Here is a 21,031-nt window from a genome sequence, read left to right on the forward strand (position 1 = left end):
GACCGCTATCGCGAGCAGGCTCACTCCTACATTTGAAGCGCATTTCAATTCAGGAATTTCGTTGCCATGAATTACACCAACCCCACCCAACTGCATGCCGCCATCCTCGACTGGGCCGGCACCGTGGTCGATTTCGGCTCGTTCGCACCGACGCAGATTTTCGTCGAGGCGTTCGCCGAGTTCGACGTGCAGGTGTCCATCGAAGAAGCCCGTGGCCCAATGGGCATGGGCAAATGGGACCACATCCGCACGCTGTGCGATCAGCCGCAAGTCGCCGAGCGCTATCGCAAGGCGTTCGGCCGCACGCCGACCGACGATGATGTCACTGCCATCTATAACCGCTTCATGCCACTGCAGATCGAAAAAATCGCCGAGCACTCGGCGCTGATTCCTGGCGCCCTGGAGACCATCGCCAGCCTGCGCGAGCAAGGCATCAAGATCGGTTCCTGCTCGGGTTACCCGAAACAGGTGATGGACAAGGTTGTCGAACTGGCCGCGCGCAACGGTTATGTCGCCGACCATGTGGTCGCCACCGATGAAGTGCCGAACGGTCGCCCATGGCCGGCGCAAGCGCTGGCCAACGTCATTGCGCTGGGCATCGATGACATCGCGGCCTGCGTGAAGATCGACGACACCGTGCCGGGCATTCTCGAAGGCCGCCGCGCCGGAATGTGGACCGTCGCGCTGATCTGCTCGGGCAATGCGCTGGGGCTCGATTATCAGGATTTCCGCGCCTTGGGCAGCGATGATCTGGCCAGCGAGCGCAAGCGTATCCACGCATTGTTCGCAGGCTCGCGCCCGCATTACATGATCGACACCATCAGCGACTTGCCCGAAGTGATTGCCGACATCAACCAGCGGCTGGCCAAGGGTGAAATGCCGCAGCAACATTGATTGCGCCGAAATGAACACCGCTGACTGTTCAGGAAGTCAGCGGTGTTTTCGTATTTCAAAGGCGAGTATTGATCAAGAAACAACAACTTTTAGTTCCCGAACTTACTCAGAGATCAGATTGCCTGCGGCGTCATAGGCAAGTCCATCCGGATACTTGATACTTCCATCCGGAAACTTTGTTGTTCCATCTGCCCAGACAATATGTCCATCAGCATATTCAATTGTGTCATCGGGCCAGACGATTCGTCCGTCAGGGTACTGCACCCGACCATCCTCGTGCTGAATGATGCCATCGGGACGCGTAACCGACGTTTTATCCGCATCGATCAGGCTACCGTCCGGTAATGTCGTCGAGCCATCCTGATGAGTCGTGGCGCCAAATGTCTGGATCAAGGCAATCAAAGCTATCGGATCAATATTGACGTTAACTGTCGGCCACGGCATTGGCGGTCGTTTCGTGCTGACCGGATCGGTCGGGCTGGTCGGGGTTACAGGTTTGGTGGGTGCCACCGGCCGGGTTGGTGCTACAGGCTTGGTTGGCGTCACCGGACGGGTTGGCGCTACGGGTTTGGTCGGTGTTGTCGGGCGGGTTGGCGCTACGGGTTTGGTCGGCGTTGTCGGGCGGGTTGGCGCTACGGGTTTGGTTGGCGTCACCGGGCGGGTTGGCGTTACGGGTTTGGTCGGCGTTGTCGGGCGGGTCGGCGTGACAGGCTTGGGTGGGGTAACGGAGGGCCGCGGCCGCGGTACAGGCGGCTTGGCCATCGCCTTTTTTACAGTATATCCATTTACTTTGCGGGAAAATAAGTTAGTTCTCATAATTATTAAACTCATGCAATTGAAGTTGGTAACCGTGATCCTTGAAAACCCATTCAAGAACCTGAGCAAACAGTATCCATCATGCTCAACCAACTCAAACACCAAGCAAACACAAGATATAAACAACAAACCGTTACATCCATTTATTACAAACACTCCGATAACTTTTAATCGAAATTAATCTAAAACAACCAAGACTGATCTTCGCTACATTTCCTGCCCCGGCTACAAAAAACATGAATAGCTCGGTAGAAACATCGCTTGAGGTTTAGAGTTGATACAGGTCGTCGGTTACTGGCTCATCGGCCTGCATGCGCTGGCGGGGATTTATCACCATTACGTGGTGCGCGATAACACGTTGCTGCGGATGATGCCCAAGCGCGGCTGAGCGTCAGCGGCCGGCAAGCATGGCGCGCCGGCCCTGCAAGCCACCGCTGTGCACGAACAGCAGCCGCGTGCCCGGCGCAAACCGGCCGGCCTCGACCTGCTGCTTGAGCGCCAGCAAGGCCTTGCCTGTGTACAGCGGCTCCAGCGGCACACCGCTGGCCTGTTCGGTCTGCTCGATGAACGCCAGCAAGGCCGGATCGATTTTGGCAAAACCGCCCCGACTGGCATCGAACAAGGTGTATCCGCCGCAGCCCTGCCCGGCCGGGTGCAGAATCGATTCGATTTGCGCCGCCACGCCGTGATCTCCCGGCACCGCCAACGCGCCATAAACGTGTCGCGCACCGGCCTCGGCGAGCACCAGCCCGGCCAGCGTCGTTCCGGTGCCGCAGGCCAGCCACCAGGCGTGAAAATCTTGCCAGCCCAGCGCCGCCAACTGCGTTTGCGCCTGAGAATGAATGGCCGCACAGCCGCGTGCGCCGGCCAATCCCCCGCCACCCTCCGGCACCGCATACAGCTGTGGATATTGCGCCTGCCAAGGCTCCCAGAATCCAGACTCGTTACGGGCGCGATAGCCGCTGTAACCCAACCAGTGCAGTTGCATACCGAACGCCTGCAAATCCTCCACTGTCGGCGTTTGCTGCGCATGTCCGCGCAACAGGCCGACCGTGGCGAACCCCAAGCGCTGGCCCGCCGCTGCCAGCGCATGCAGGTGATTGGAATGCGCACCGCCGAGGCTGATGATGCCCTCGGCGCCGGCACGCTCGGCTGCGTTAAGGTGTTCGGTGAGTTTGAACCATTTGTTGCCGCTGATCAGCGGGTCGATCTGGTCGAGCCGCAGGATCGCCACTTCGATGCCGGCAGCGCTGAGCCAGTCCAGGCGAAGGTGTTCGAGAGGGGCATGGGGTAGCCAGTTGGCGGGGGGCAAAAGCATGGATGCCGGCTCTGTAGCAAAGAGCCGGCATCTTAACAGCCAGGCGTTAAAAATCTGCCAGCGTACGCCAGTCCCTGAGCGAGCCTGCTCGCGAAAGCGTCGTGTCAGGCGACTTATAAACTGACTGACATTGCGCCTTCGCGAGCAGGCTCACTCCTACAGGTCCAGCGCTGAGCTCAAAGCTCAGCGGCCAGCCGCGAGCCTTGATTGATTGCGCGCTTGGCATCCAATTCTGCCGCCACATCGGCGCCGCCGATCAAATGCACGTTCTGCCCCGCCTCGACCAAGCCATCATGCAATTCGCGCAGCGGATCCTGCCCCGCGCAAATCACGATGTTGTCCACCGCCAGCACTTGCGGCTCACCGGTTTCGCCGATGCGGATGTGCAGGCCGTCGTCATCGATGCCGAGGTATTCGACACTGTTGAGCATCTGCACCTGCTTGTTCTTCAGACCGGTACGGTGAATCCAGCCGGTGGTTTTACCGAGGCCGTCGCCCACCTTGGTTTTCTTGCGCTGCAACAGGAAAACCTCGCGCGCCGGTGCATGCGGCGCAGCTTTGATACCGGCAACACCACCGCGGGCCTCAAGTTGCGTATCGATGCCCCACTCCTTCCAGAAGGCCGCGCGATCCTGACTGGTCGCCACGCCTTGATGGACAAGGAATTCCGAAACGTCAAAACCGATACCGCCAGCGCCAATGACGGCCACGCGTTTGCCTACCGGTTTACGCTCGAGAATGACGTCCAGGTAGCTCAGCACCTTGGCATGCTCGACCCCCGGAATCGCCGGTACACGCGGGGCGATGCCCGTGGCGAGAATGATCTCGTCGTAACCGCCTTCGACCAGTTTCGCCACGTCGACGCGGGTGTTCAGGCACACCTCGACATGGGTGGTCTGCAACTTGCGCTTGAAGTAACGCAGGGTTTCAAAAAACTCTTCCTTGCCCGGCACACGTTTGGCGATGTTGAACTGGCCACCGATTTCGCTGGCCGAATCGAAGAGCGTCACCTGATGACCGCGCTCGGCGGCCACGGTCGCGGCGGACAAACCGGCAGGGCCGGCGCCGACCACGGCGATCTTCTTGATCTGTTGCACCGGCAGGTAATTGAGCTCGGTTTCATGACAGGCGCGCGGGTTGACCAGGCAACTGGTGAGCTTGCCGCCGAAGGTGTGATCGAGGCACGCCTGGTTGCAGCCGATGCAGGTGTTGATTTCGTCGGCGCGGCCTTCGGCGGCCTTATTGACGAAATCCGGATCGGCAAGGAACGGCCGCGCCATCGAGACCATGTCGGCATCGCCCTCGGCGAGAATCTGCTCGGCGATTTCCGGGGTGTTGATGCGGTTGGTGGTGATCAGCGGAATGCTCACCGAGCCGCGCAGCTTGGCCGTGACTTTACTGAATGCAGCGCGCGGCACTTTGGTGGCGATGGTCGGAATTCGCGCTTCGTGCCAGCCGATCCCGGTGTTGATAATGGTCGCGCCGGCCTGCTCGATGGCTTTGGCCAGGGTGACGATTTCGTCCCAGGTGCTGCCGCCCTCGACCAGATCGAGCATCGACAGACGGAAGATAATGATGAAGTTCGGGCCCACCGCTTCGCGCACCCGGCGCACGATTTCCACCGGCAGGCGCATGCGGTTTTCGTAACTGCCGCCCCAACGGTCGGTGCGGTGGTTGGTGTGCGCGGCGAGGAACTGGTTAATGAAATAACCTTCGGAGCCCATGATTTCGACGCCGTCGTACTCGGCAGTCTGCGCCAGAACCGAACAGGTAACGAAATCGCTGATCTGCTTCTCGATGCCTTCCTCGTCCAGCTCCTTGGGCTTGAACGGGTTGATCGGCGCCTGGATTGCACTCGGCGCGACCTGCTTCGGGCTGTAGGCATAACGGCCGGCGTGAAGAATCTGCATGCAGATCTTGCCGCCCGCCTCGTGCACCGCGCGGGTGACGATACGGTGCTTGAGCGCTTCCTCTTCGGTGGTCAGCTTGGCTGCGCCGGAATACACGCCGCCCTCGTCATTCGGGCCGATACCGCCAGTGACCATCAAGCCGACACCGCCACGCGCACGTTCGGCAAAGTACGCCGCCATGCGCTCGAAACCGCCGGGTTTCTCTTCAAGGCCAGTGTGCATCGAGCCCATCAGGGTGCGGTTGCGCAGCGTGGTGAATCCCAGGTCCAGCGGGGCTAACAGGTGCGGGTAATGAGCGGCGGTCATCGGTAACTCCACAACGAGCGATCACGGAAAAGTTGCGAGCGCTCTGCGGCGCGCGTCATTCATGTTCGACAGACTAAGAGCCGCCTCGCTGTGGCTCAATGACCGTAACTGACAACTTATTGATCCAAGTGCGCAGCGCCCCTTGGCAATCGCGGCCATGCGCCCTACCCTAGTCGCCATACCCTGCACCCGGTCGTTGTTGGTTTTCATGCGCAAACTTTTGTACCTGACGTTTTCCATGGCCCTTGTGGCTGCCCTCACCACCTACGCAATGTGGGCGGCGGACCGGCCGGCCGGGCATTACCTGTCAGACCTGCGCATAAAACTGGCGGTCGACCAGGGCACACCCGCCGACCGCGGCAATCTGTTGGGCATCCAGCCCGAACTGTTTCCCACCGACTATCAAAGCCCCGAACGCCTGCACCGCAAACTCGCCGCCTATTTGCAGCAAGCGCAGGATCAAGGCTTGCTGAACGAGAAAACCGTCGTGGTCTTGCCGGAAAACATCGGCACCTGGCTGCTGCTCAGCGGCGAAAAAGACGAGCTGTATCAAGCCCCGACCGTTGACGAGGCGATGAACTGGCTGGCGGCAAGCAATCCGTTGTTGTTCGCTCGCGCCTGGCTGCGCGCCAGCGGCAATGACCGTCTCAATGACGCCCATCTGCGCATGAAAGCCAAATCCATGGCCAAGCAATACCAGGCGCTGTTCGGCGGTCTGGCCAAGGAATTTCGCGTGACCCTGGTGGCCGGCTCGATCGTATTGCCGGAGCCGGAGATTCGCGATGGACGGCTCAGACCGGGCAGTGGCTCGCTCTACAACAGCAGCGTGGTGTTCGGCCGCGACGGCGTGCCACTTGGCCAGCCGCAGCGCCAGATGCACCCCGTGTTCGCTCAGCGTGATGTGATACAGGCCGAGGACAAAGAGCGCATCAACGTGGTCGACACCCCGGCGGGACGTCTCGGCGTGTTGATCGGCAGCGACAGTTGGTACCCACAGAACTACCGCTCGCTCGACGAGCAAAACGCGAAGTTGGTGGCGGTGCCGGCGCAGTTATTCGGCCAGAATGCCTGGAACCAGCCGTGGCGCGGTTACAAAGGCTCAAGCACGCCCGGTTCGGTAAGCCTCAAGCCCGGTGAAGTCACTGAAGGCCAGGCCTGGCATCGCCTGACCCTCACTGCCCAGCCACCGAGCAGTCGGGCGATTGCCGGCATCAGCGTATTTCTGCACGGGCAATTCTGGGACAAGACCAGCTCCGGCCAAAGCTTCCTCAGCAGCAACGGTCAGCATTTTGCCGATGGCGATGCCCGTGGCGCGCGTCTGCTGAATATCTGGTTGTGAGCCATGAAGCCCCAGCCGATGCGCCTTGGTGATCTGTCGGTAGGCTTCGTTCACAGCCTCGCCGACGCCGTGCGCAGTCATGGCCTCGACCCACAGCCACTGCTGGAACAATACGGCCTCGACGCAGCACGATTGGCCGAAGCCGGCGCGCGCTTGTCGATCCCTCGCTACATGCGCCTTGGCCACGCAGCGATTCAGCTGACTGGCGATGCAGCGCTGGGTTTGCGCATGGGCCAGCTCAGTCGTCTGAGCCAGGCCGGCCTCGCGGGTGTCACCGCGGCGCAAGCGCCGACCGTGCGCGAAGCTGCGCGCTGCCTGATCCGTTTCGAACCCTTGTACGGCTCGAACTATCGCGGCCAGTCGAGCTTTCACGAAGATGCTCACGGCGCGTGGCTGCGCTTCTATTCGATCAGCCCGTACAACGCTTACAACCGCTTTGTCGTCGATTCAATCGTGGCAGGCTGGCTCAATCAGCTCTCCTCCGTGAGCCGTCAGCCGCTGCGGGCCGAGCGCATCGAGATCGAATTTTCCGAGCCCGATTATCGCCAGGCCTACAGCTCGCTCGGCGATTGCCCGATCCAGTTCGGTGCCGAGGGCAACCAATTACGCCTGAATCTGGACAGCCTTGCGCAGCGCAACCCCGAGCATTGCCCCAGTACCTGGCGGCATCTGCTGCAGCTGTGTGAACGGGAACTCGAGCAACTGACGCGAACCCGCAGCCTGCGCGAACGCATCACGCAATTGCTTGGGCCGCTGCTTAACGGTGGCCGCGAACCGGACCTGGAAGAAGTCGCGGCACGCCTGAAACTGCCGACCTGGACACTGCGACGCAAACTGGCCGAGGAAGGCACGCAATTTCGCGCCATCCTCAACGACACGCGCAGGGATCTGGCGATGACCTACATCCGCGACACCGAACTGGCCTTCGGCGAGATTGCTTACCTGCTCGGTTTTGCTTCAGCCGAAGCATTCCAGCGAGCGTTCAAGCGCTGGAGCGGCCAGACGCCGGGCGAGTTTCGCCGCAGTCATCGCATACGGGCTTGAATCAGCTGCAAGTTTCAAGCTGCAAGCCGAAGCTTAAAGCTCGGTTGCGTCGTCTGCGGGTTCGGGTTGATCCAGTTCGTAGGCTTGGTATTCGAGCAGTTCTTCTTGATATTCATCCATCGTAAAATCCCCCAACCGCTCGCTATGAAAAATGGCCTGATCAATCGACCTGTGCCCCGAGCATAAAGTGCCCGTATGAAGGAACAGTGAAACGTGGCCTTCATGAATAAAACGTAGCAGGTGGTTGGGGATTTATCGTGGTGGGATTGTCAGGGGAATGTAACCAGATATAGCCGGGCGCAAATCAGTGTAGGAGTGAGCCAGCTCGCGATAACGTCAGACCTGTCAACATTATGCTGGCTGATCCAACGCTATCGCGAGCAGGCTCACTCCTGCAGGGGATTGCGGTTATTGACCGGACGCAGGCATCGCCGGAATCGGCTCGGACGGCGGCGGAATGTCCGGGTTTGCTGGCGGTGTGATGGTTTCGCTCGCAGGCGCGGGGTCTTCAACGGGCGCTGGCGTAATCGGCGCCGGCTCCGCAGGCGGCGCCACCGGCTGGGAATCGACTGGCGCGGTTTCCGCCGGAGCTGGCGCAGGCTCGGCAGCAGGTGCAGGCGCAGGCGTTGCCGCAGGTTCCGCTGCCGGTGTCGGCACCAACGGCGCGGGTGCCGGTGCAGGCGTCGCTTTCGCTTCAGGCACACCGAGGTCAGCCTTGGGCTTCTCCTCGATATGCGCCGCCTTCTTCGCATCCGCCGGCAGGAACTGTTCGACCAGGGTGAAGAACCGCTCGTAGAACTTCTGCGCAGTCACCGTCTCACTGGCGACCTTGACCATCGAATCGTCAGACGAGCCGATCGGCATCGACACCGAGCCCAACACACCTACGCCGAGACTGGCCGAGTTGTTGGTCTTCTTCAGCGCATAGCGATCCTGCAAGGCATTGGCAAACATCGTCGCATGGTGCCCGGCGCTGCCGTCATCGGCGCAGACCACATTGAAGCTGATCTCCATGTGGGTATCGCCGGTCTGCTGGAAGCTCTTGTGCCCGCTGACCAGTTTCGGATCGCTGCTGGTAATGATGTAGCCCTGACTGAGCAACGCCCGCCGCGCCGCTTCGCAACTGGCCACATCCGTCACCGGATAATTGCGCGAAAACGTACCGGAGTCATCGAAGTTCTCGTGCTCATACATCGGCTTGTCTTTCGAACAGCCGGCAACGGCAGCCAACAACAGCGCCAACCCGGCTACACGCAAGGGAATGGAAATCAACATTGAACATCCTGAGAGAAAACAGTCCGGGGCGTATTGTGCAACAGATCGCAACCCCGCGGCGCATGGAATAGTGTCTTGAAACGGTTACAACTCTATGGCACCTGGGTCGCGGGGAAAAGTCGCGAGACCAAATGATCGATGAACACACGCAGTTTCGCCGTGGCGTGACGACTCGATGGCCATAGGACCCAAAACTCACCGGTGTGTTCCAGGTGCGCATCGAGCACCCGACGCAAGCGTCCTTGCGCCTCGGCCTCGCGGGTCATGAAATCAGGCAGACAGGCGATACCCACGCCGGCCAGCGCCGCATGGCTCACCGCTTCGATGGAAGTACTGACCAAGCGGGCGGGCAACGTCGGCTCCGCAGCTCGCTCTTCGCGAATCAGTGGCCAGGCTTCCAGTTTTCCAGTGGCATGGAAGGTGTGACGCAGGCACGCGTGAGCGGCAAGATCAGCCGGCGTATGCGGTACGCCACGCTGCTGCAGATACGCCGGACTGGCCACCAATACCATGTGAAAAGTACCCAATCGTCGCGCCATCAGACGCGAGTCGCGGGGCTTACCTGTGCGGATCACAGCATCGAAACCTTCTTCCACCACATCGACCATGCGATCGGTCAGATCCAGGTCCAGCTCGATTTGCGGGTACATCGCCATGAACTCAGCCATGACGGGCATCACCAGCCCATGCACCTGCGGCAGGCTGATGCGCAACCTGCCGTGTGGCTTGGCAGAGGCATCGCACAGTTCGAATTCCGCCGCCTCGACTTCGGCGAGGATCTTTCGGCACCGCTCAAGAAACATCGCGCCTTCGCTGGTCAGCGTGACGCTGCGGGTGGTGCGCTGAAACAGCCGCACGCCCAGTCGGGCTTCCAGCCGGGCGATGCTTTTGCCCACCGCTGACGATGAGACACCTTGTAGCCTGCCAGCCTCGGTGAAGCTGCGCGTCTCGGCGACTTGAACAAACACCGCAATACTGCCAAGGCTATCCATACCACTCCCCCATTGCTGACATCCCTGTCCGATATGTTCGGAACCTTAACCCGTTTTTCATCACCGTGCAGCGCCCTACTCTGCGCTTCTCATCAAATTCGCACATGGAAGCCGCTCATGAACGATGCTCAACCTGCTTACCCCGCATTCGATCAACCCGAACGCTTACCCCTCGCCGCGCTGCTGGCACTGGCCACCGCCGGATTCATCACGGTAATGACCGAAGCCATGCCGGCCGGACTGTTGCCGCAGATGAGCAGCGGCCTGAATGTCTCCCAGGCACTGATCGGACAATTGATCACCGTCTACGCGTTCGGCTCGATCCTGGCGGCGATTCCGCTAACCATCGCCACCCGAGGCTGGCGCCGAAAACCCCTGCTGTTGTCCGCTGTCGGTGGTTTCGCGATCGCCAACAGCATCACCGCCGTGTCGGAGCTGTACTGGCTAAGCCTGATCGCACGATTTATTGCCGGCGTGTTCGCAGGGCTGCTCTGGGCGCTGCTGGCGGGTTACGCGAGCCGAATGGTCGCCCCGCACCTGCAAGGCCGCGCCATCACGGTGGCGATGCTCGGTGCACCTCTGGCGCTGTCGCTGGGAATCCCCGCAGGCACTTTGCTCGGCACCCTGGTCGGCTGGCGCCTGAGCTTCGCCATCATGACCGGGCTGACCATCGTGCTGGTGATATGGGTACGCTGGTGGGTACCGGACTTTGCTGGCGAACGCGCGGGACACCGCATGCCTTTGCAACAGGTGTTTACCTGGCCCGGCGTACGTCCGGTATTGTTTGTAACCCTTACCTACGTGGTCGCACACAATCTGCTGTACACCTACATCGCACCTTTCCTGCAGCCGTCCGGACTTGATGAAAATGTCGACCGGGTGTTGCTGGTATTCGGCCTCGCATCGGTGCTCGGCTTATGGATCGTCGGCGTCCTGATTGACCGCTGGCTACGCGAACTGGTGCTGATCAGCGCCGCGCTGTTCATGCTGTCCGCGCTCGCGCTGGGCCTGTGGCGCGATTCGCCGAGCGTGGTTTACACCGCCATTGCCATCTGGGGACTGGCCTTCGGCGCAATGCCATCCTTATTGCAAACCGCATCAGCGAAAACCGCGAGCAACGCAGCCGATACCGCGCAATCGATGCTGGTCACGCTATGGAATGTAGGGATTGCTGGCGGAGGTTTGATCGGAGGCCTATTGCTTGAAGACTTCGGTGCAGGAACATTTCCGTGGATTGTTGCAGGCTTGCTGGTTTTGACCCTGTGTGTGACGGTCAACGCTCGCAGCCATGGCTTTCCAGCTGCCGGATAGGTGGCACCTGGATTGCCGCGGAATGCTTGAACTCTGTCCGAAAATCAAAAGCCCCTCATCGGAACGCCGCCCGCCTAGCCCTCTCCCGGAGGGAGAGGGAACTGACCGTGGTGGATGCGAAAGTTACACCGACATGCGATACCGAGTTGAACGCGGCTTTTGAACCGCTCGCAAATCGGCTCCCTCTCCTCGGGGAGAGGGCTGGGGTGAGGGGCGAATCCACCGAGAATCTCAAGCCATACGGCGCTTCTAACCACTCAACAATGAGCGTTAGCTCGAGTGCTCTTGATCTTGCCTAACCAGCGACATCGGAAGGCTGAGTGGAGGGATCGATCCGGGCGTGGGAGCGCAGCGACCGTCTGGCGCAGCCAGACACAGCGGAAGGAGGTGCAGCGAAGCAAACCGTAGCCGCTGCGCCCGGATCAGTCCCGGAGCGAAGGGACCCGAGCCTGCGAGGGCCGAACGCAGGAGCAAGCCTTTTGGTTCCTTTTTGGCGTCTGAAAAAGGGACTCGCCGTAAGGGCGGAACCCTAAGCCGCCGTTACCGCAGCAACGGATATACACCCATAACAACCAAAGCCTGGTCGGCCCAAAGGCCGCCAAGGCGCAAAAAAAAGCCCCGACCTGAAAAGGCCGGGGCTCCCATGTCTCCAGTCAGCAATCAGAACCGCTCGATATCCGCCTGACTCTCCAACTGCTTGCGATACGCCGCGAAATCCTGCTGCCCCTCACGGGAAGCCAGGAACCGCCGGTACTGCGCCTTCTCTTCATCGGTCGGCGCCGCCGCTTCGTTAACGCCGTTCAAGCGCACGATCATCAGGCTACCGTCCGGCAGCGTCACGCTGCTGAAGGTCGGCTTGTCCTTGGCGGCTGGCTTGGGCATGCGGAACAGCGCCTGCAGCACCGCCGGATCAACACCTTCCTGACCACGGGTAGCCGCTTCGGTGACTTTCCAGCTCTGACCGTCAATCGCCTTGTCCAGTGGAGCCTTGCCATCGCGCAGATCAGCAATCAGCTTCTCGGCACGGGTCTTGGCGGCTGCGCTGGCATGCTCTTTGGTCAACTGAGTGCGGATCGCCGCATTCACGCTTTCCAGCGGCAGCTGCGCAGGCTTCAGGTGTTCCTTGGCGCGCAGCACGATTACGGTTTCCGGATCCAGCTCGATGGCGGTGCTGTTGGCACCTTCATCAATCACTTCAGGGCTGAATGCCGCGGTGACCACGGCACGGTTGGCCGCAATACCTTCGCCACCTTCACGGCCGAACGGCTTGGACGTGTGCACGGTCAGCTTCAGATCCGCTGCTGGTTGCGCCAGGTCAGACGCTTCGAACGCCGAATCTTCCAGTTGCTTGGTCGCTTCAACGAAACGCTGCTCGACCTGTGCGGCTTTCAGCTCGCGGGTCAGTTTGTCTTTCAGGCTGGCCAGAGTCGGCACTTCAGGCGCTTCGACACCCAGCAATTTGATCAGGTGATAACCGAAATCGGTGCGAACCGGCTCGGAGACTTGATCTTTGCCCAGCGAGTACAGGGCTTTTTCGAACGCTGGATCGTAAACACCAGGGCCTGCGTAACCCAAGTCACCGCCATTGTTGGCCGAACCCGGATCCTGCGAGAACTCTTTGGCCAGCGCTTCGAACTTCTCGCCCTTGGCCAGGCGCGCCTGGACTTCGTCGATCTTCGCCTTGGCCTGAGCTTCGGTGGTCTTGTCGTTCACTTCGATCAGAATATGCGCCGCACGACGCTGTTCCGACAGGTTGGCGATTTCTTTCTGATACGCGGCCTGCAGGTCTTCATCCTTGACGGCAACCTGATCGAAGAACGATGCCTTCTTCAGCTCGACGTAATCGATGACCACCTGATCCGGGGTCATGAACTCTTTGGCGTGCTCATCGTAGTAAGCCTTGACCTCGTCGTCGGTGAGCTTCACCGCTGCCGGGTCAGCCTTGACGTTGAGCGTGGCGAAATCACGGGTCTGTTTTTCCAGACGGGCGAATGCCAGCACTTCGGCGTCGGTCACGAAACCGCTGCCCGCGACACCGGCGCGCAGTTGGCCGATGAGCATTTCCTGAGCCAGCATCTGGCGGAACTGCATGCGGCTGTAACCCAGTTGACGGATCACCTGGTCGAAACGTTCGGAGCTGAACTTGCCGTCCACCTGGAATTCAGGGGTCTGCAGGATCACTTGATCCAGCGCACCTTCGGAGAAAGCGAATTTGGCCTGTTCGGCACCCTGCAACAGCAGCTTGCGATCGATCAGACCCTTGAGGGCCGATTCGCGGAGCATTTTTTCATCGAGCAAGGAAGCATCGAAGTCTTTGCCCAACTGTTGCATGAGCTGACGGCGTTGCATGTCAACGGCCTGGCTCAGCTCGTTCTGGCTGATTTCTTCACCGTTGACCTTGGCCGCCTCATTCTTGTGAGTCGTGGCCTGGAAAATGGCATCGAAACCGGTCAAAGCCATCAGTGCAACGATGACTCCGATAATGGTCTTGGCAATCCAGCCTTGTGAATTGTCCCTGATATTCTGCAGCATGCGTCCCCCAGAAACGGTTGAACTTCAATATTTAGGCAACCGTGGAGCGTGGGTAGAATCCGGATAGAAGAAAGGCGCATCCGAGGATGCGCCTTCTCGTAACTGGCGGAGCGGACAGGGCTCGAACCCTCGATCCCGGCGTTACAGGCGACTTTCTCAGTGGCCTGCTCTACCGCTCCGCTGCCAAGTCAGGCTTGACCCCGACCCGGATGGGTAAAAACCTGAAAAACTCAGTTAACAGCTTCTTTCAGTGCTTTACCGGCTTTGAAACCTGGCTTCTTGGCAGCCGGGATTTCCAGAGTCTTGCCGGTCTGTGGGTTACGACCGGTACGAGCCGGACGGTCCGTCACGGAGAACGTACCGAAACCAACCAGAACAACGGAGTCGCCAGCCTTCAGAGCGCCAGTGACGGATTCGATTACAGCGTCCAGCGCACGGCCAGCAGCAGCTTTCGGGATATCAGCGGATGCAGCGATAGCATCAATCAGTTCCGACTTGTTCACTCTAAGTCCCCTTATATCTATTTTGAGATGATTCTAAGTTTTTTTGGTGAAAGCAAAAACGAGTGCTGAATGGCCTACAGACACTTAAGAGCCGCTTTATAACAAGGGCTCTAAAAAACTGTCAAGGAAGCCACCCAGGCAAAAGCCTATTAATGCGTGCTAATTCTTTCCTTAGAGTCAGACTCTCGTTTTTCGTCCTTGGCGACTATCTCCGGAGCCACATCCGGCAAGGGCTCCGGCGCGTATTGCAGCGCAATTTGCAGGACCTCGTCAATCCATTTAACCGGTTTAATCTGCAGATCCTGCTTGATGTTGTCAGGAATCTCCTTCAGATCGCGCACGTTCTCTTCCGGAATAATCACGATCTTGATTCCGCCGCGGTGAGCGGCGAGCAGTTTTTCCTTCAGACCACCAATGGCCAGCACCTGACCACGCAACGTGATCTCACCGGTCATGGCAACATCGGCGCGCACCGGAATGCCGGTCAATGCCGAAACCAGCGCGGTGCACATACCGACACCAGCGCTCGGACCGTCCTTCGGCGTAGCACCTTCAGGCATGTGAATGTGCGTGTCGCGCTTCTCGTGGAAATCCAGCGGAATGCCCAGACTCTTGGCGCGACTGCGCACCACAGTCTGCGCGGCAGTGATCGATTCGACCATAACATCGCCAAGCGAACCGGTCTTGATCAGTTGCCCTTTGCCCGGAATCACCGCCGCTTCAATCGTCAGCAATTCGCCACCGACCTGAGTCCAGGCCAGGCCAGTCACCTGCCCCACCTGGTCCTGCTGCTCGGCCAGACCGTAGCGGAACTTGCGCACACCGAGGAAGTGCTCGAGCAGATCGGCTGTCACTTTCACCGAGAAGCGTTTTTCCATCGCGTGTTCTTTCACGGCCTTGCGGCAGACCTTGGCGATCTGGCGTTCGAGGCCACGCACACCGGCTTCACGGGTGTAATAACGGATGATGTCGCGGATCGCTTCGGCATCGAATTCCAGTTCGCCCTTCTTCAGACCGTTGGCGGCGATCTGTTTTGGCGAGAGGTATTTGACGGCAATGTTGATCTTTTCGTCTTCGGTGTAGCCCGGCAGACGGATGACTTCCATCCGGTCCAGCAGCGCCGGCGGAATGTTCATCGAGTTCGAGGTGCACAGGAACATCACGTCGGAAAGGTCGTAATCGACTTCCAGATAGTGGTCGTTGAAGTTGTGGTTCTGCTCCGGATCGAGTACTTCCAGCAACGCCGACGCCGGGTCGCCACGCATGTCGCTGCCCATTTTGTCGATTTCATCGAGCAGGAACAGCGGGTTGCGCACGCCCACTTTTGTCATCTTTTGAATCAATCTTCCCGGCATCGAACCGATGTAGGTACGGCGATGACCACGGATTTCCGCTTCATCACGCACGCCACCGAGGGCCATGCGCACGAATTTGCGGTTGGTGGCATGGGCGATCGACTCTGCCAGCGAGGTTTTACCCACGCCCGGAGGACCGACCAGGCACAACACCGGGCCACGGATTTTCTTCACGCGTTTCTGTACGGCGAGGTACTCGAGGATGCGTTCCTTGACCTCTTCCAGGCCGTAGTGGTCGGCATCGAGGATGTCTTCGGCGCGCGCCAGGTCCAGACGCACCTTGCTTTGCGCCTTCCACGGCACCTGCACCAGCCAATCGATGTACGAGCGCACCACGGTGGCTTCGGCGGACATCGGCGACATCTGCTTGAGCTTGTTCAGTTCGGCAGTGGCCTTGGCCAGGGCGTCTTTCGGCAGACCGGCAGCGTCGATACGCTTTTTCAGGTCTTCGATTTCGTTGTGGCCTTCATCGCTGTCGCCGAGCTCTTTCTGAATGGCCTTCATCTGCTCGTTCAGGTAGTACTCGCGCTGACTGCGCTCCATCTGCTTCTTGACCCGGCCGCGGATGCGTTTTTCGACCTGTAGCAGGTCGATCTCGGCATCCAGCAGCGCCAGCACGTGTTCAACACGCGCCGACAGGTCAACGATTTCGAGGATTTCCTGCTTCTGCTCGATTTTCAGCGCCATGTGCGCAGCCATGGTGTCGACCAGACGCCCCGGCTCATCGATGCTGTTAAGCGACGACAGGACTTCAGCCGGGACCTTTTTGCCCAGCTGGACGTATTGTTCAAACTGCGACAGCAATGTGCGCACGAACACTTCGGACTCGCGTTCGGCGGCGTCGACTTCGTCGATCAGCGAGACTTCGGCACGGCAGTGGCCGTCGACTTCACTGAAGCGCTCGACCGTTCCGCGCTGTTCGCCTTCGACCAGCACCTTGACGGTGCCGTCAGGCAGCTTGAGCAGTTGCAGAACCGTGGCAACGGTACCTACGCGATAGAGAGCATCTTCACCGGGATCGTCGTCAGCCGGGTTTCTCTGGGCCAGCAGCAGGATCTGCTTGTCGCCCGTCATCGCGGCCTCGAGGGCTTCGATGGATTTCTCGCGCCCCACGAACAGCGGGATAACCATGTGCGGATAAACCACGACATCACGCAATGGCAAGAGAGGCAATTCGATGGTTGTCTTCATGATTTCGCCTCTACGGCGGCCATAGGGCCGTAATCAGATGGAATTGAACTTGAAACCAAGATGGGGGCTGCCTTGAAAAAAAACAAGCGCAATGCGGCTGTAAAAAACCAGATAAAAAAAAAGAGGCCCGAGGGCCCCTTCTTTACTGCGACAGGGTGGACGCTTACGCGTCCGGCGCTGCCTTGGCAGTCGGCTCACTGTTCTCGTAGATATACAGTGGCTTGGATTTGCCTTCGATCACGCTTTCATCGATCACGACTTTGCTCACCTCGGACTGCGAGGGGATTTCATACATCGTGTCGAGCAGTACACCTTCGAGAATCGAGCGCAGGCCACGGGCACCGGTTTTACGTTCCAGGGCACGCTTGGCGACCGATTTCAGTGCGTCGGAACGGAATTCCAGATCGACGCCTTCCATCTCGAACAGCTTGGCATACTGTTTGGTCAGAGCATTTTTCGGCTCGGTGAGGATCTGCATCAACGCAGCCTCATCCAGCTCGTCCAGCGTCGCGAGGACGGGCAGACGACCGACGAATTCCGGGATCAGACCGAACTTGACCAGATCGTCAGGCTCGACTTCACGCAGGGATTCACCGACTTTCTTGCCTTCTTCCTTGCTGCGCACTTCTGCGTTGAAGCCGATGCCGCCCTTGGTGGAACGGTTTTGAATAACCTTTTCCAGACCGGAGAACGCACCACCGCAGATGAACAGGATGTTACGGGTGTCGACCTGCAGGAATTCCTGCTGCGGATGCTTGCGGCCACCTTGCGGCGGTACCGAAGCGACCGTGCCTTCGATCAACTTGAGCAAGGCCTGCTGCACGCCTTCACCGGATACATCGCGGGTGATCGACGGGTTGTCGGACTTGCGCGAAATCTTGTCGATTTCATCGATGTAGACAATGCCCATCTGGGCCTTCTCGACGTCGTAATCGCACTTCTGCAGCAGCTTCTGAATGATGTTCTCGACGTCTTCGCCCACGTAACCGGCCTCGGTGAGGGTGGTTGCGTCAGCGATGGTGAACGGAACGTTCAGCAAGCGGGCCAGAGTCTCGGCCAGCAGGGTTTTACCGGAGCCTGTCGGGCCGATCAGCAGGATGTTGCTCTTGCCGAGTTCGACGTCGTCAGCCTTCTTGTCACGCTGGTTCAGGCGCTTGTAGTGGTTGTACACCGCTACGGCCAGAACCTTTTTCGCACGCTCCTGACCAATGACGTACTGGTCAAGGATGCCGCTGATTTCTTTAGGCGAAGGCAATTTATGCGCGCTGCTCTCGGCCTGGGCTTCCTGCACCTCCTCGCGGATGATGTCATTGCACAGGTCGACGCACTCGTCGCAGATAAAGACCGAGGGGCCGGCAATCAATTTGCGCACTTCATGCTGGCTTTTGCCACAGAAGGAGCAATAGAGCAGCTTGCCGTTGTCCTCGCCGTTGCGGGTGTCAGTCATTCGTTCGATCCAAATCCGATAGGCTTGCAACACAAGATGAAGGCTATTGCGGGCTTTTTCAAGCCCGCTGCTGATCGGACTTGCCGACCAGGCCTCTATGCGTCGCTTATTTTAAGCTGGGCGCTGGTTGATCACTTCGTCGATCAGGCCATATTCCTTCGCCGCTTCTGCACTCATGAAATTGTCGCGATTGGTGTCGCGCTCGATTTCTTCCAGAGTACGGCCGCTGTGCTTGGCCATCAGCGTGTTCAGACGCTCGCGGATGAAGAGGATTTCCTTGGCGTGGATTTCGATGTCCGACGCCTGGCCCTGGAAACCGCCCAGTGGCTGGTGAATCATCACGCGCGAGTTCGGCAGGCAGAAACGCTTGCCCGGGGCACCTGCGGTAAGCAGGAACGCGCCCATGCTGCATGCCTGACCGATGCAAGTGGTCGATACGTTGGGTTTGATGAACTGCATGGTGTCGTAGATCGACATGCCTGCAGTCACCGAACCGCCCGGGGAGTTGATATAGAGATGGATGTCCTTGTCCGGGTTTTCCGCTTCAAGGAACAGCAGTTGCGCACAGATCAGGTTGGCCATGTAGTCCTCTACAGGACCCACCAGAAAGATCACTCGTTCCTTGAGCAGGCGCGAGTAGATGTCATAGGCGCGTTCGCCACGAGCAGATTGCTCGACAACCATCGGGACCAGGCCGCCGGCGGCCTGGATATCAGAGTTCTGCTGAATATACGAATTACGGAACATGCTCTGCAGTCACTCCCAAATAGTTATGTCTTGAATACGCATAAGCCAGCTCGAAGGCTGGCTTATGTGTGTACTTCTAACGCAAAAACAATCAGTCGGCTGCTGGAGCTTCTACCGGTTTGACCGCTTCTTCGTAAGAGACCGATTTGTCGGTCACGCTAGCTTTCTGCAGAACAGTATCCACAACTTGTTCTTCCAGCACAACCGAACGCACTTCGTTCAGTTGCTGCTCGTTTTTGTAGTACCACGACACGACCTGCTCAGGCTCCTGGTAAGCCGAAGCCATTTCCTGAATCATCTCGCGAACGCGGGCTTCGTCAGGCTTGAGGTCGAACTGCTTGACCACTTCAGCCACGATCAGACCCAGCACGACGCGGCGCTTGGCTTGCTCTTCGAACAGCTCGGCCGGCAGTTGGTCAGGCTTGATGTTGCCACCGAATTGTTGAACAGCCTGCACGCGCAGACGATCAACTTCGTTGGACAGCAGCGCCTTCGGTACTTCGATCGGGTTGGTGGCCAGCAGACCGTCCATCACCTGGTTTTTTACTTTGGACTTGATTGCCTGACGCAGCTCACGCTCCATGTTCTTGCGAACTTCGGTGCGGAAACCGTCGATGCCGCTTTCCTTGATGCCGAATTGCGCGAAGAACTCTTCGTTCAGCTCAGGCAGCTTAGGCTCGGACACAGTGTTCACGGTAACGGTAAACTCAGCGGCTTTGCCAGCCAGGTCGAGGTTCTGGTAGTCCTCTGGGAAGGTCAGGTTCAGAACGCGTTCTTCACCGGCCTTGGCGCCGACCAGGCCTTCTTCGAAGCCTGGAATCATGCGGCCGGAGCCCAATACCAGCTGAGTGCCCTTGGCGGAACCGCCAGCGAACACTTCGCCGTCAACCTTGCCAACAAAATCGATGTTCAGTTGGTCTTCGTTCTGCGCAGCGCGATCGGCCACTTCAAAACGGGTGTTCTGCTTGCGCAGGATGTCGAGCATCTTGTCCAGATCAGCGTCGGACACGTCGGCGCTCAGGCGCTCAACGGTGATGCCTTCGAAACCGGCAACGGTAAACTCAGGGAACACTTCGAATACAGCAACGTATTCCAGGTCTTTGCCAGCTTCGAGCGACTTTGGCTCGATCGACGGCGAACCCGCCGGGTTCAGCTTTTGCTCAACCACAGCTTCGTAGAAGGACGATTGAATGACGTCGCCTACCGCTTCCTGGCGAGCATCGGCACCGAAACGGCGCTTGATTTCGCTCATTGGCACTTTGCCTGGACGGAAGCCAGCAATCTTGGCCTTTTGGGCAGTCTGCTGCAGACGCTTGTTGACCTGAGTCTCGATGCGCTCAGCCGGCACGGTGACGCTCATGCGGCGCTCGAGAGCAGTAGTATTTTCAACAGAAACTTGCATGGATATTCCTCGTTGCACAGACGTTAGCCGGCCGTTTCCGACCCCAGAATCAAGGGCATGCATTCTAGTGGGTCAAACTCAAGAAGTCACCCTACGGAAAACGGGTAAAAAAACAGCAGGCAGTTTATTCGGAGCGATACTTTCAAAGCAGCGCGCTCCGCAGACGAATACAAACCATCACGCCAGGGCTCTGCAGCAACCGCTTCTATATATAGAAGCGACTGCCAGTCACTCCTGACGGCCGCACTTGCGAGCAAGTACGCCGGGCAGCGCGGCATCATCGAGCAACATGATTACGACGAAGCGCCCTGCCCTTGCACCTCGAAACCGGCCATGCCGGATTTCAAAAGCGCTAAAACAAAAAAGGCGCCAGACTGTTAAATCTGGCGCCTTTCGAAATATGGGGTGGACGATGGGGATCGAACCCACGACAACGGGAGTCACAATCCCGTGCTCTACCAACTGAGCTACGCCCACCATATTGCGTAACAAAAAAGCCAAACAACTTCTTTGTTGAACCTCACCCGTCCGAAGACTTGAATGAAGCTTTGATTGGTGCGGATGAAGAGACTCGAACTCTTACGCCTTGCGGCGCTGGAACCTAAATCCAGTGTGTCTACCAATTCCACCACATCCGCGGATGAAGCTT

General features: G+C 58.8%; 16 protein-coding genes, 2 tRNA genes and 1 pseudogene. 6 read left to right on the forward strand and 13 right to left on the reverse strand.

Annotated elements, in window-relative coordinates:
- The first annotated feature begins 66 nt into the window (after positions 1-66).
- On the forward strand, positions 67-894 hold the full coding sequence (gene phnX, locus BLU52_RS15125; protein ID WP_090284473.1) for a phosphonoacetaldehyde hydrolase: 828 nt from the start codon (positions 67-69) through the stop codon (positions 892-894).
- A gap of 102 nt (positions 895-996) precedes the next feature.
- On the opposite strand, the gene BLU52_RS15130 is transcribed toward phnX, so the two are convergent.
- Positions 997-1,338, reverse strand: coding sequence for a hypothetical protein (locus BLU52_RS15130; protein ID WP_167359876.1), 342 nt, complete (start codon positions 1,336-1,338; stop codon positions 997-999).
- Here BLU52_RS15130 and BLU52_RS15135 point away from each other — a divergent pair.
- Together BLU52_RS15135 and BLU52_RS15140 are read left to right on the forward strand one after the other, a co-directional pair.
- Positions 1,313-1,891, forward strand: coding sequence for a hypothetical protein (locus tag BLU52_RS15135; protein WP_197677940.1), 579 nt, complete (start codon positions 1,313-1,315; stop codon positions 1,889-1,891). The genes BLU52_RS15130 and BLU52_RS15135 overlap by 26 nt on opposite strands.
- A gap of 93 nt (positions 1,892-1,984) precedes the next feature.
- Positions 1,985-2,098 (forward strand): annotated as a pseudogene (locus tag BLU52_RS15140) (cytochrome B); the annotation flags it as partial.
- A gap of 3 nt (positions 2,099-2,101) precedes the next feature.
- On the opposite strand, the gene BLU52_RS15145 reads toward BLU52_RS15140, so the two are convergent.
- Entirely contained in the window at positions 2,102-3,028 is a 927-nt protein-coding gene (locus BLU52_RS15145; RefSeq protein ID WP_090284478.1) for a 1-aminocyclopropane-1-carboxylate deaminase/D-cysteine desulfhydrase, read from the reverse strand.
- A gap of 176 nt (positions 3,029-3,204) precedes the next feature.
- The gene (locus BLU52_RS15150) at positions 3,205-5,244 is read right to left on the reverse strand and encodes an NADPH-dependent 2,4-dienoyl-CoA reductase (protein ID WP_090284480.1); all 2,040 of its coding nucleotides are present in this window, start codon (positions 5,242-5,244) and stop codon (positions 3,205-3,207) included.
- 208 nt (positions 5,245-5,452) lie between these two features.
- Between BLU52_RS15150 and BLU52_RS15155 the strand changes: the two genes are divergently transcribed.
- Both BLU52_RS15155 and BLU52_RS15160 read left to right on the forward strand, forming a co-directional pair.
- Complete coding sequence (locus tag BLU52_RS15155) at positions 5,453-6,583, forward strand: nitrilase-related carbon-nitrogen hydrolase (protein WP_090284481.1); 1,131 nt, start codon at positions 5,453-5,455, stop codon at positions 6,581-6,583.
- A gap of 3 nt (positions 6,584-6,586) precedes the next feature.
- Positions 6,587-7,627: an AraC family transcriptional regulator gene (locus BLU52_RS15160; RefSeq protein ID WP_090284483.1), complete on the forward strand. Its 1,041-nt coding sequence runs from the start codon at positions 6,587-6,589 to the stop codon at positions 7,625-7,627.
- Positions 7,628-8,035: 408 nt separating this feature from the next.
- On the opposite strand, the gene BLU52_RS15165 is transcribed toward BLU52_RS15160, so the two are convergent.
- Positions 8,036-8,902, reverse strand: a complete 867-nt coding sequence (locus tag BLU52_RS15165; protein WP_090284485.1) for a DUF2242 domain-containing protein — start codon at positions 8,900-8,902, stop codon at positions 8,036-8,038.
- A gap of 92 nt (positions 8,903-8,994) precedes the next feature.
- Positions 8,995-9,894, reverse strand: a complete 900-nt coding sequence (locus BLU52_RS15170) for a LysR family transcriptional regulator (RefSeq protein WP_090284486.1) — start codon at positions 9,892-9,894, stop codon at positions 8,995-8,997.
- A 117-nt stretch (positions 9,895-10,011) separates the two neighbouring features.
- Here BLU52_RS15170 and BLU52_RS15175 point away from each other — a divergent pair, with 117 nt between their 5' ends.
- Entirely contained in the window at positions 10,012-11,205 is a 1,194-nt protein-coding gene (locus tag BLU52_RS15175; RefSeq protein WP_090284488.1) for an MFS transporter, read from the forward strand.
- Positions 11,206-11,865: 660 nt separating this feature from the next.
- On the opposite strand, the gene BLU52_RS15180 is transcribed toward BLU52_RS15175, so the two are convergent.
- From BLU52_RS15180 to BLU52_RS15215, 8 genes are all read right to left on the reverse strand, one after another.
- Positions 11,866-13,737 carry a SurA N-terminal domain-containing protein gene (locus BLU52_RS15180; protein ID WP_090284490.1) on the reverse strand — a complete coding sequence of 624 codons (1,872 nt, stop codon included), beginning with the start codon at positions 13,735-13,737 and terminating at the stop codon, positions 11,866-11,868.
- A 230-nt stretch (positions 13,738-13,967) separates the two neighbouring features.
- Positions 13,968-14,240 (reverse strand): HU family DNA-binding protein, encoded by a 273-nt coding sequence (locus BLU52_RS15185; RefSeq protein ID WP_003183171.1) that lies wholly within the window; start codon positions 14,238-14,240, stop codon positions 13,968-13,970.
- A gap of 149 nt (positions 14,241-14,389) precedes the next feature.
- Positions 14,390-16,786, reverse strand: coding sequence for an endopeptidase La (gene lon, locus BLU52_RS15190; protein WP_090284491.1), 2,397 nt, complete (start codon positions 16,784-16,786; stop codon positions 14,390-14,392).
- Positions 16,787-16,949: 163 nt separating this feature from the next.
- A complete protein-coding gene (clpX, locus tag BLU52_RS15195) occupies positions 16,950-18,233 on the reverse strand; it encodes an ATP-dependent Clp protease ATP-binding subunit ClpX (protein ID WP_016775335.1) in 1,284 nt (427 codons plus the stop codon).
- A 111-nt stretch (positions 18,234-18,344) separates the two neighbouring features.
- A complete protein-coding gene (gene clpP / locus BLU52_RS15200) occupies positions 18,345-18,980 on the reverse strand; it encodes an ATP-dependent Clp endopeptidase proteolytic subunit ClpP (protein ID WP_007951559.1) in 636 nt (211 codons plus the stop codon).
- Between the two features lie 91 nt (positions 18,981-19,071).
- Positions 19,072-20,382 (reverse strand): trigger factor, encoded by a 1,311-nt coding sequence (gene tig, locus BLU52_RS15205; protein WP_090284493.1) that lies wholly within the window; start codon positions 20,380-20,382, stop codon positions 19,072-19,074.
- A 401-nt stretch (positions 20,383-20,783) separates the two neighbouring features.
- Positions 20,784-20,859 (reverse strand) — tRNA-His (locus BLU52_RS15210).
- 76 nt (positions 20,860-20,935) lie between these two features.
- A tRNA-Leu gene (locus tag BLU52_RS15215) sits at positions 20,936-21,020 on the reverse strand.
- Positions 21,021-21,031 lie beyond the last annotated feature (11 nt).

The organism is Pseudomonas granadensis (assembly GCF_900105485.1).
Taxonomy (GTDB): domain Bacteria; phylum Pseudomonadota; class Gammaproteobacteria; order Pseudomonadales; family Pseudomonadaceae; genus Aquipseudomonas; species Aquipseudomonas granadensis.

Excerpts from the sequence above, each read along its gene's own strand:
- phnX (WP_090284473.1), top strand. The coding sequence starts at position 67 with ATGAATTACACCAACCCCACCCAACTGCATGCCGCCATCCTCGACTGG.
- BLU52_RS15130 (WP_167359876.1), bottom strand. The coding sequence starts at position 1,338 with ATGCCGTGGCCGACAGTTAACGTCAATATTGATCCGATAGCTTTGATT.
- BLU52_RS15145 (WP_090284478.1), bottom strand. The coding sequence starts at position 3,028 with ATGCTTTTGCCCCCCGCCAACTGGCTACCCCATGCCCCTCTCGAACAC.
- BLU52_RS15150 (WP_090284480.1), bottom strand. The coding sequence starts at position 5,244 with ATGACCGCCGCTCATTACCCGCACCTGTTAGCCCCGCTGGACCTGGGA.
- BLU52_RS15155 (WP_090284481.1), top strand. The coding sequence starts at position 5,453 with ATGCGCAAACTTTTGTACCTGACGTTTTCCATGGCCCTTGTGGCTGCC.
- BLU52_RS15160 (WP_090284483.1), top strand. The coding sequence starts at position 6,587 with ATGAAGCCCCAGCCGATGCGCCTTGGTGATCTGTCGGTAGGCTTCGTT.
- BLU52_RS15165 (WP_090284485.1), bottom strand. The coding sequence starts at position 8,902 with ATGTTGATTTCCATTCCCTTGCGTGTAGCCGGGTTGGCGCTGTTGTTG.
- BLU52_RS15170 (WP_090284486.1), bottom strand. The coding sequence starts at position 9,894 with ATGGATAGCCTTGGCAGTATTGCGGTGTTTGTTCAAGTCGCCGAGACG.
- BLU52_RS15175 (WP_090284488.1), top strand. The coding sequence starts at position 10,012 with ATGAACGATGCTCAACCTGCTTACCCCGCATTCGATCAACCCGAACGC.
- BLU52_RS15180 (WP_090284490.1), bottom strand. The coding sequence starts at position 13,737 with ATGCTGCAGAATATCAGGGACAATTCACAAGGCTGGATTGCCAAGACC.
- lon (WP_090284491.1), bottom strand. The coding sequence starts at position 16,786 with ATGAAGACAACCATCGAATTGCCTCTCTTGCCATTGCGTGATGTCGTG.
- clpX (WP_016775335.1), bottom strand. The coding sequence starts at position 18,233 with ATGACTGACACCCGCAACGGCGAGGACAACGGCAAGCTGCTCTATTGC.
- clpP (WP_007951559.1), bottom strand. The coding sequence starts at position 18,980 with ATGTTCCGTAATTCGTATATTCAGCAGAACTCTGATATCCAGGCCGCC.
- tig (WP_090284493.1), bottom strand. The coding sequence starts at position 20,382 with ATGCAAGTTTCTGTTGAAAATACTACTGCTCTCGAGCGCCGCATGAGC.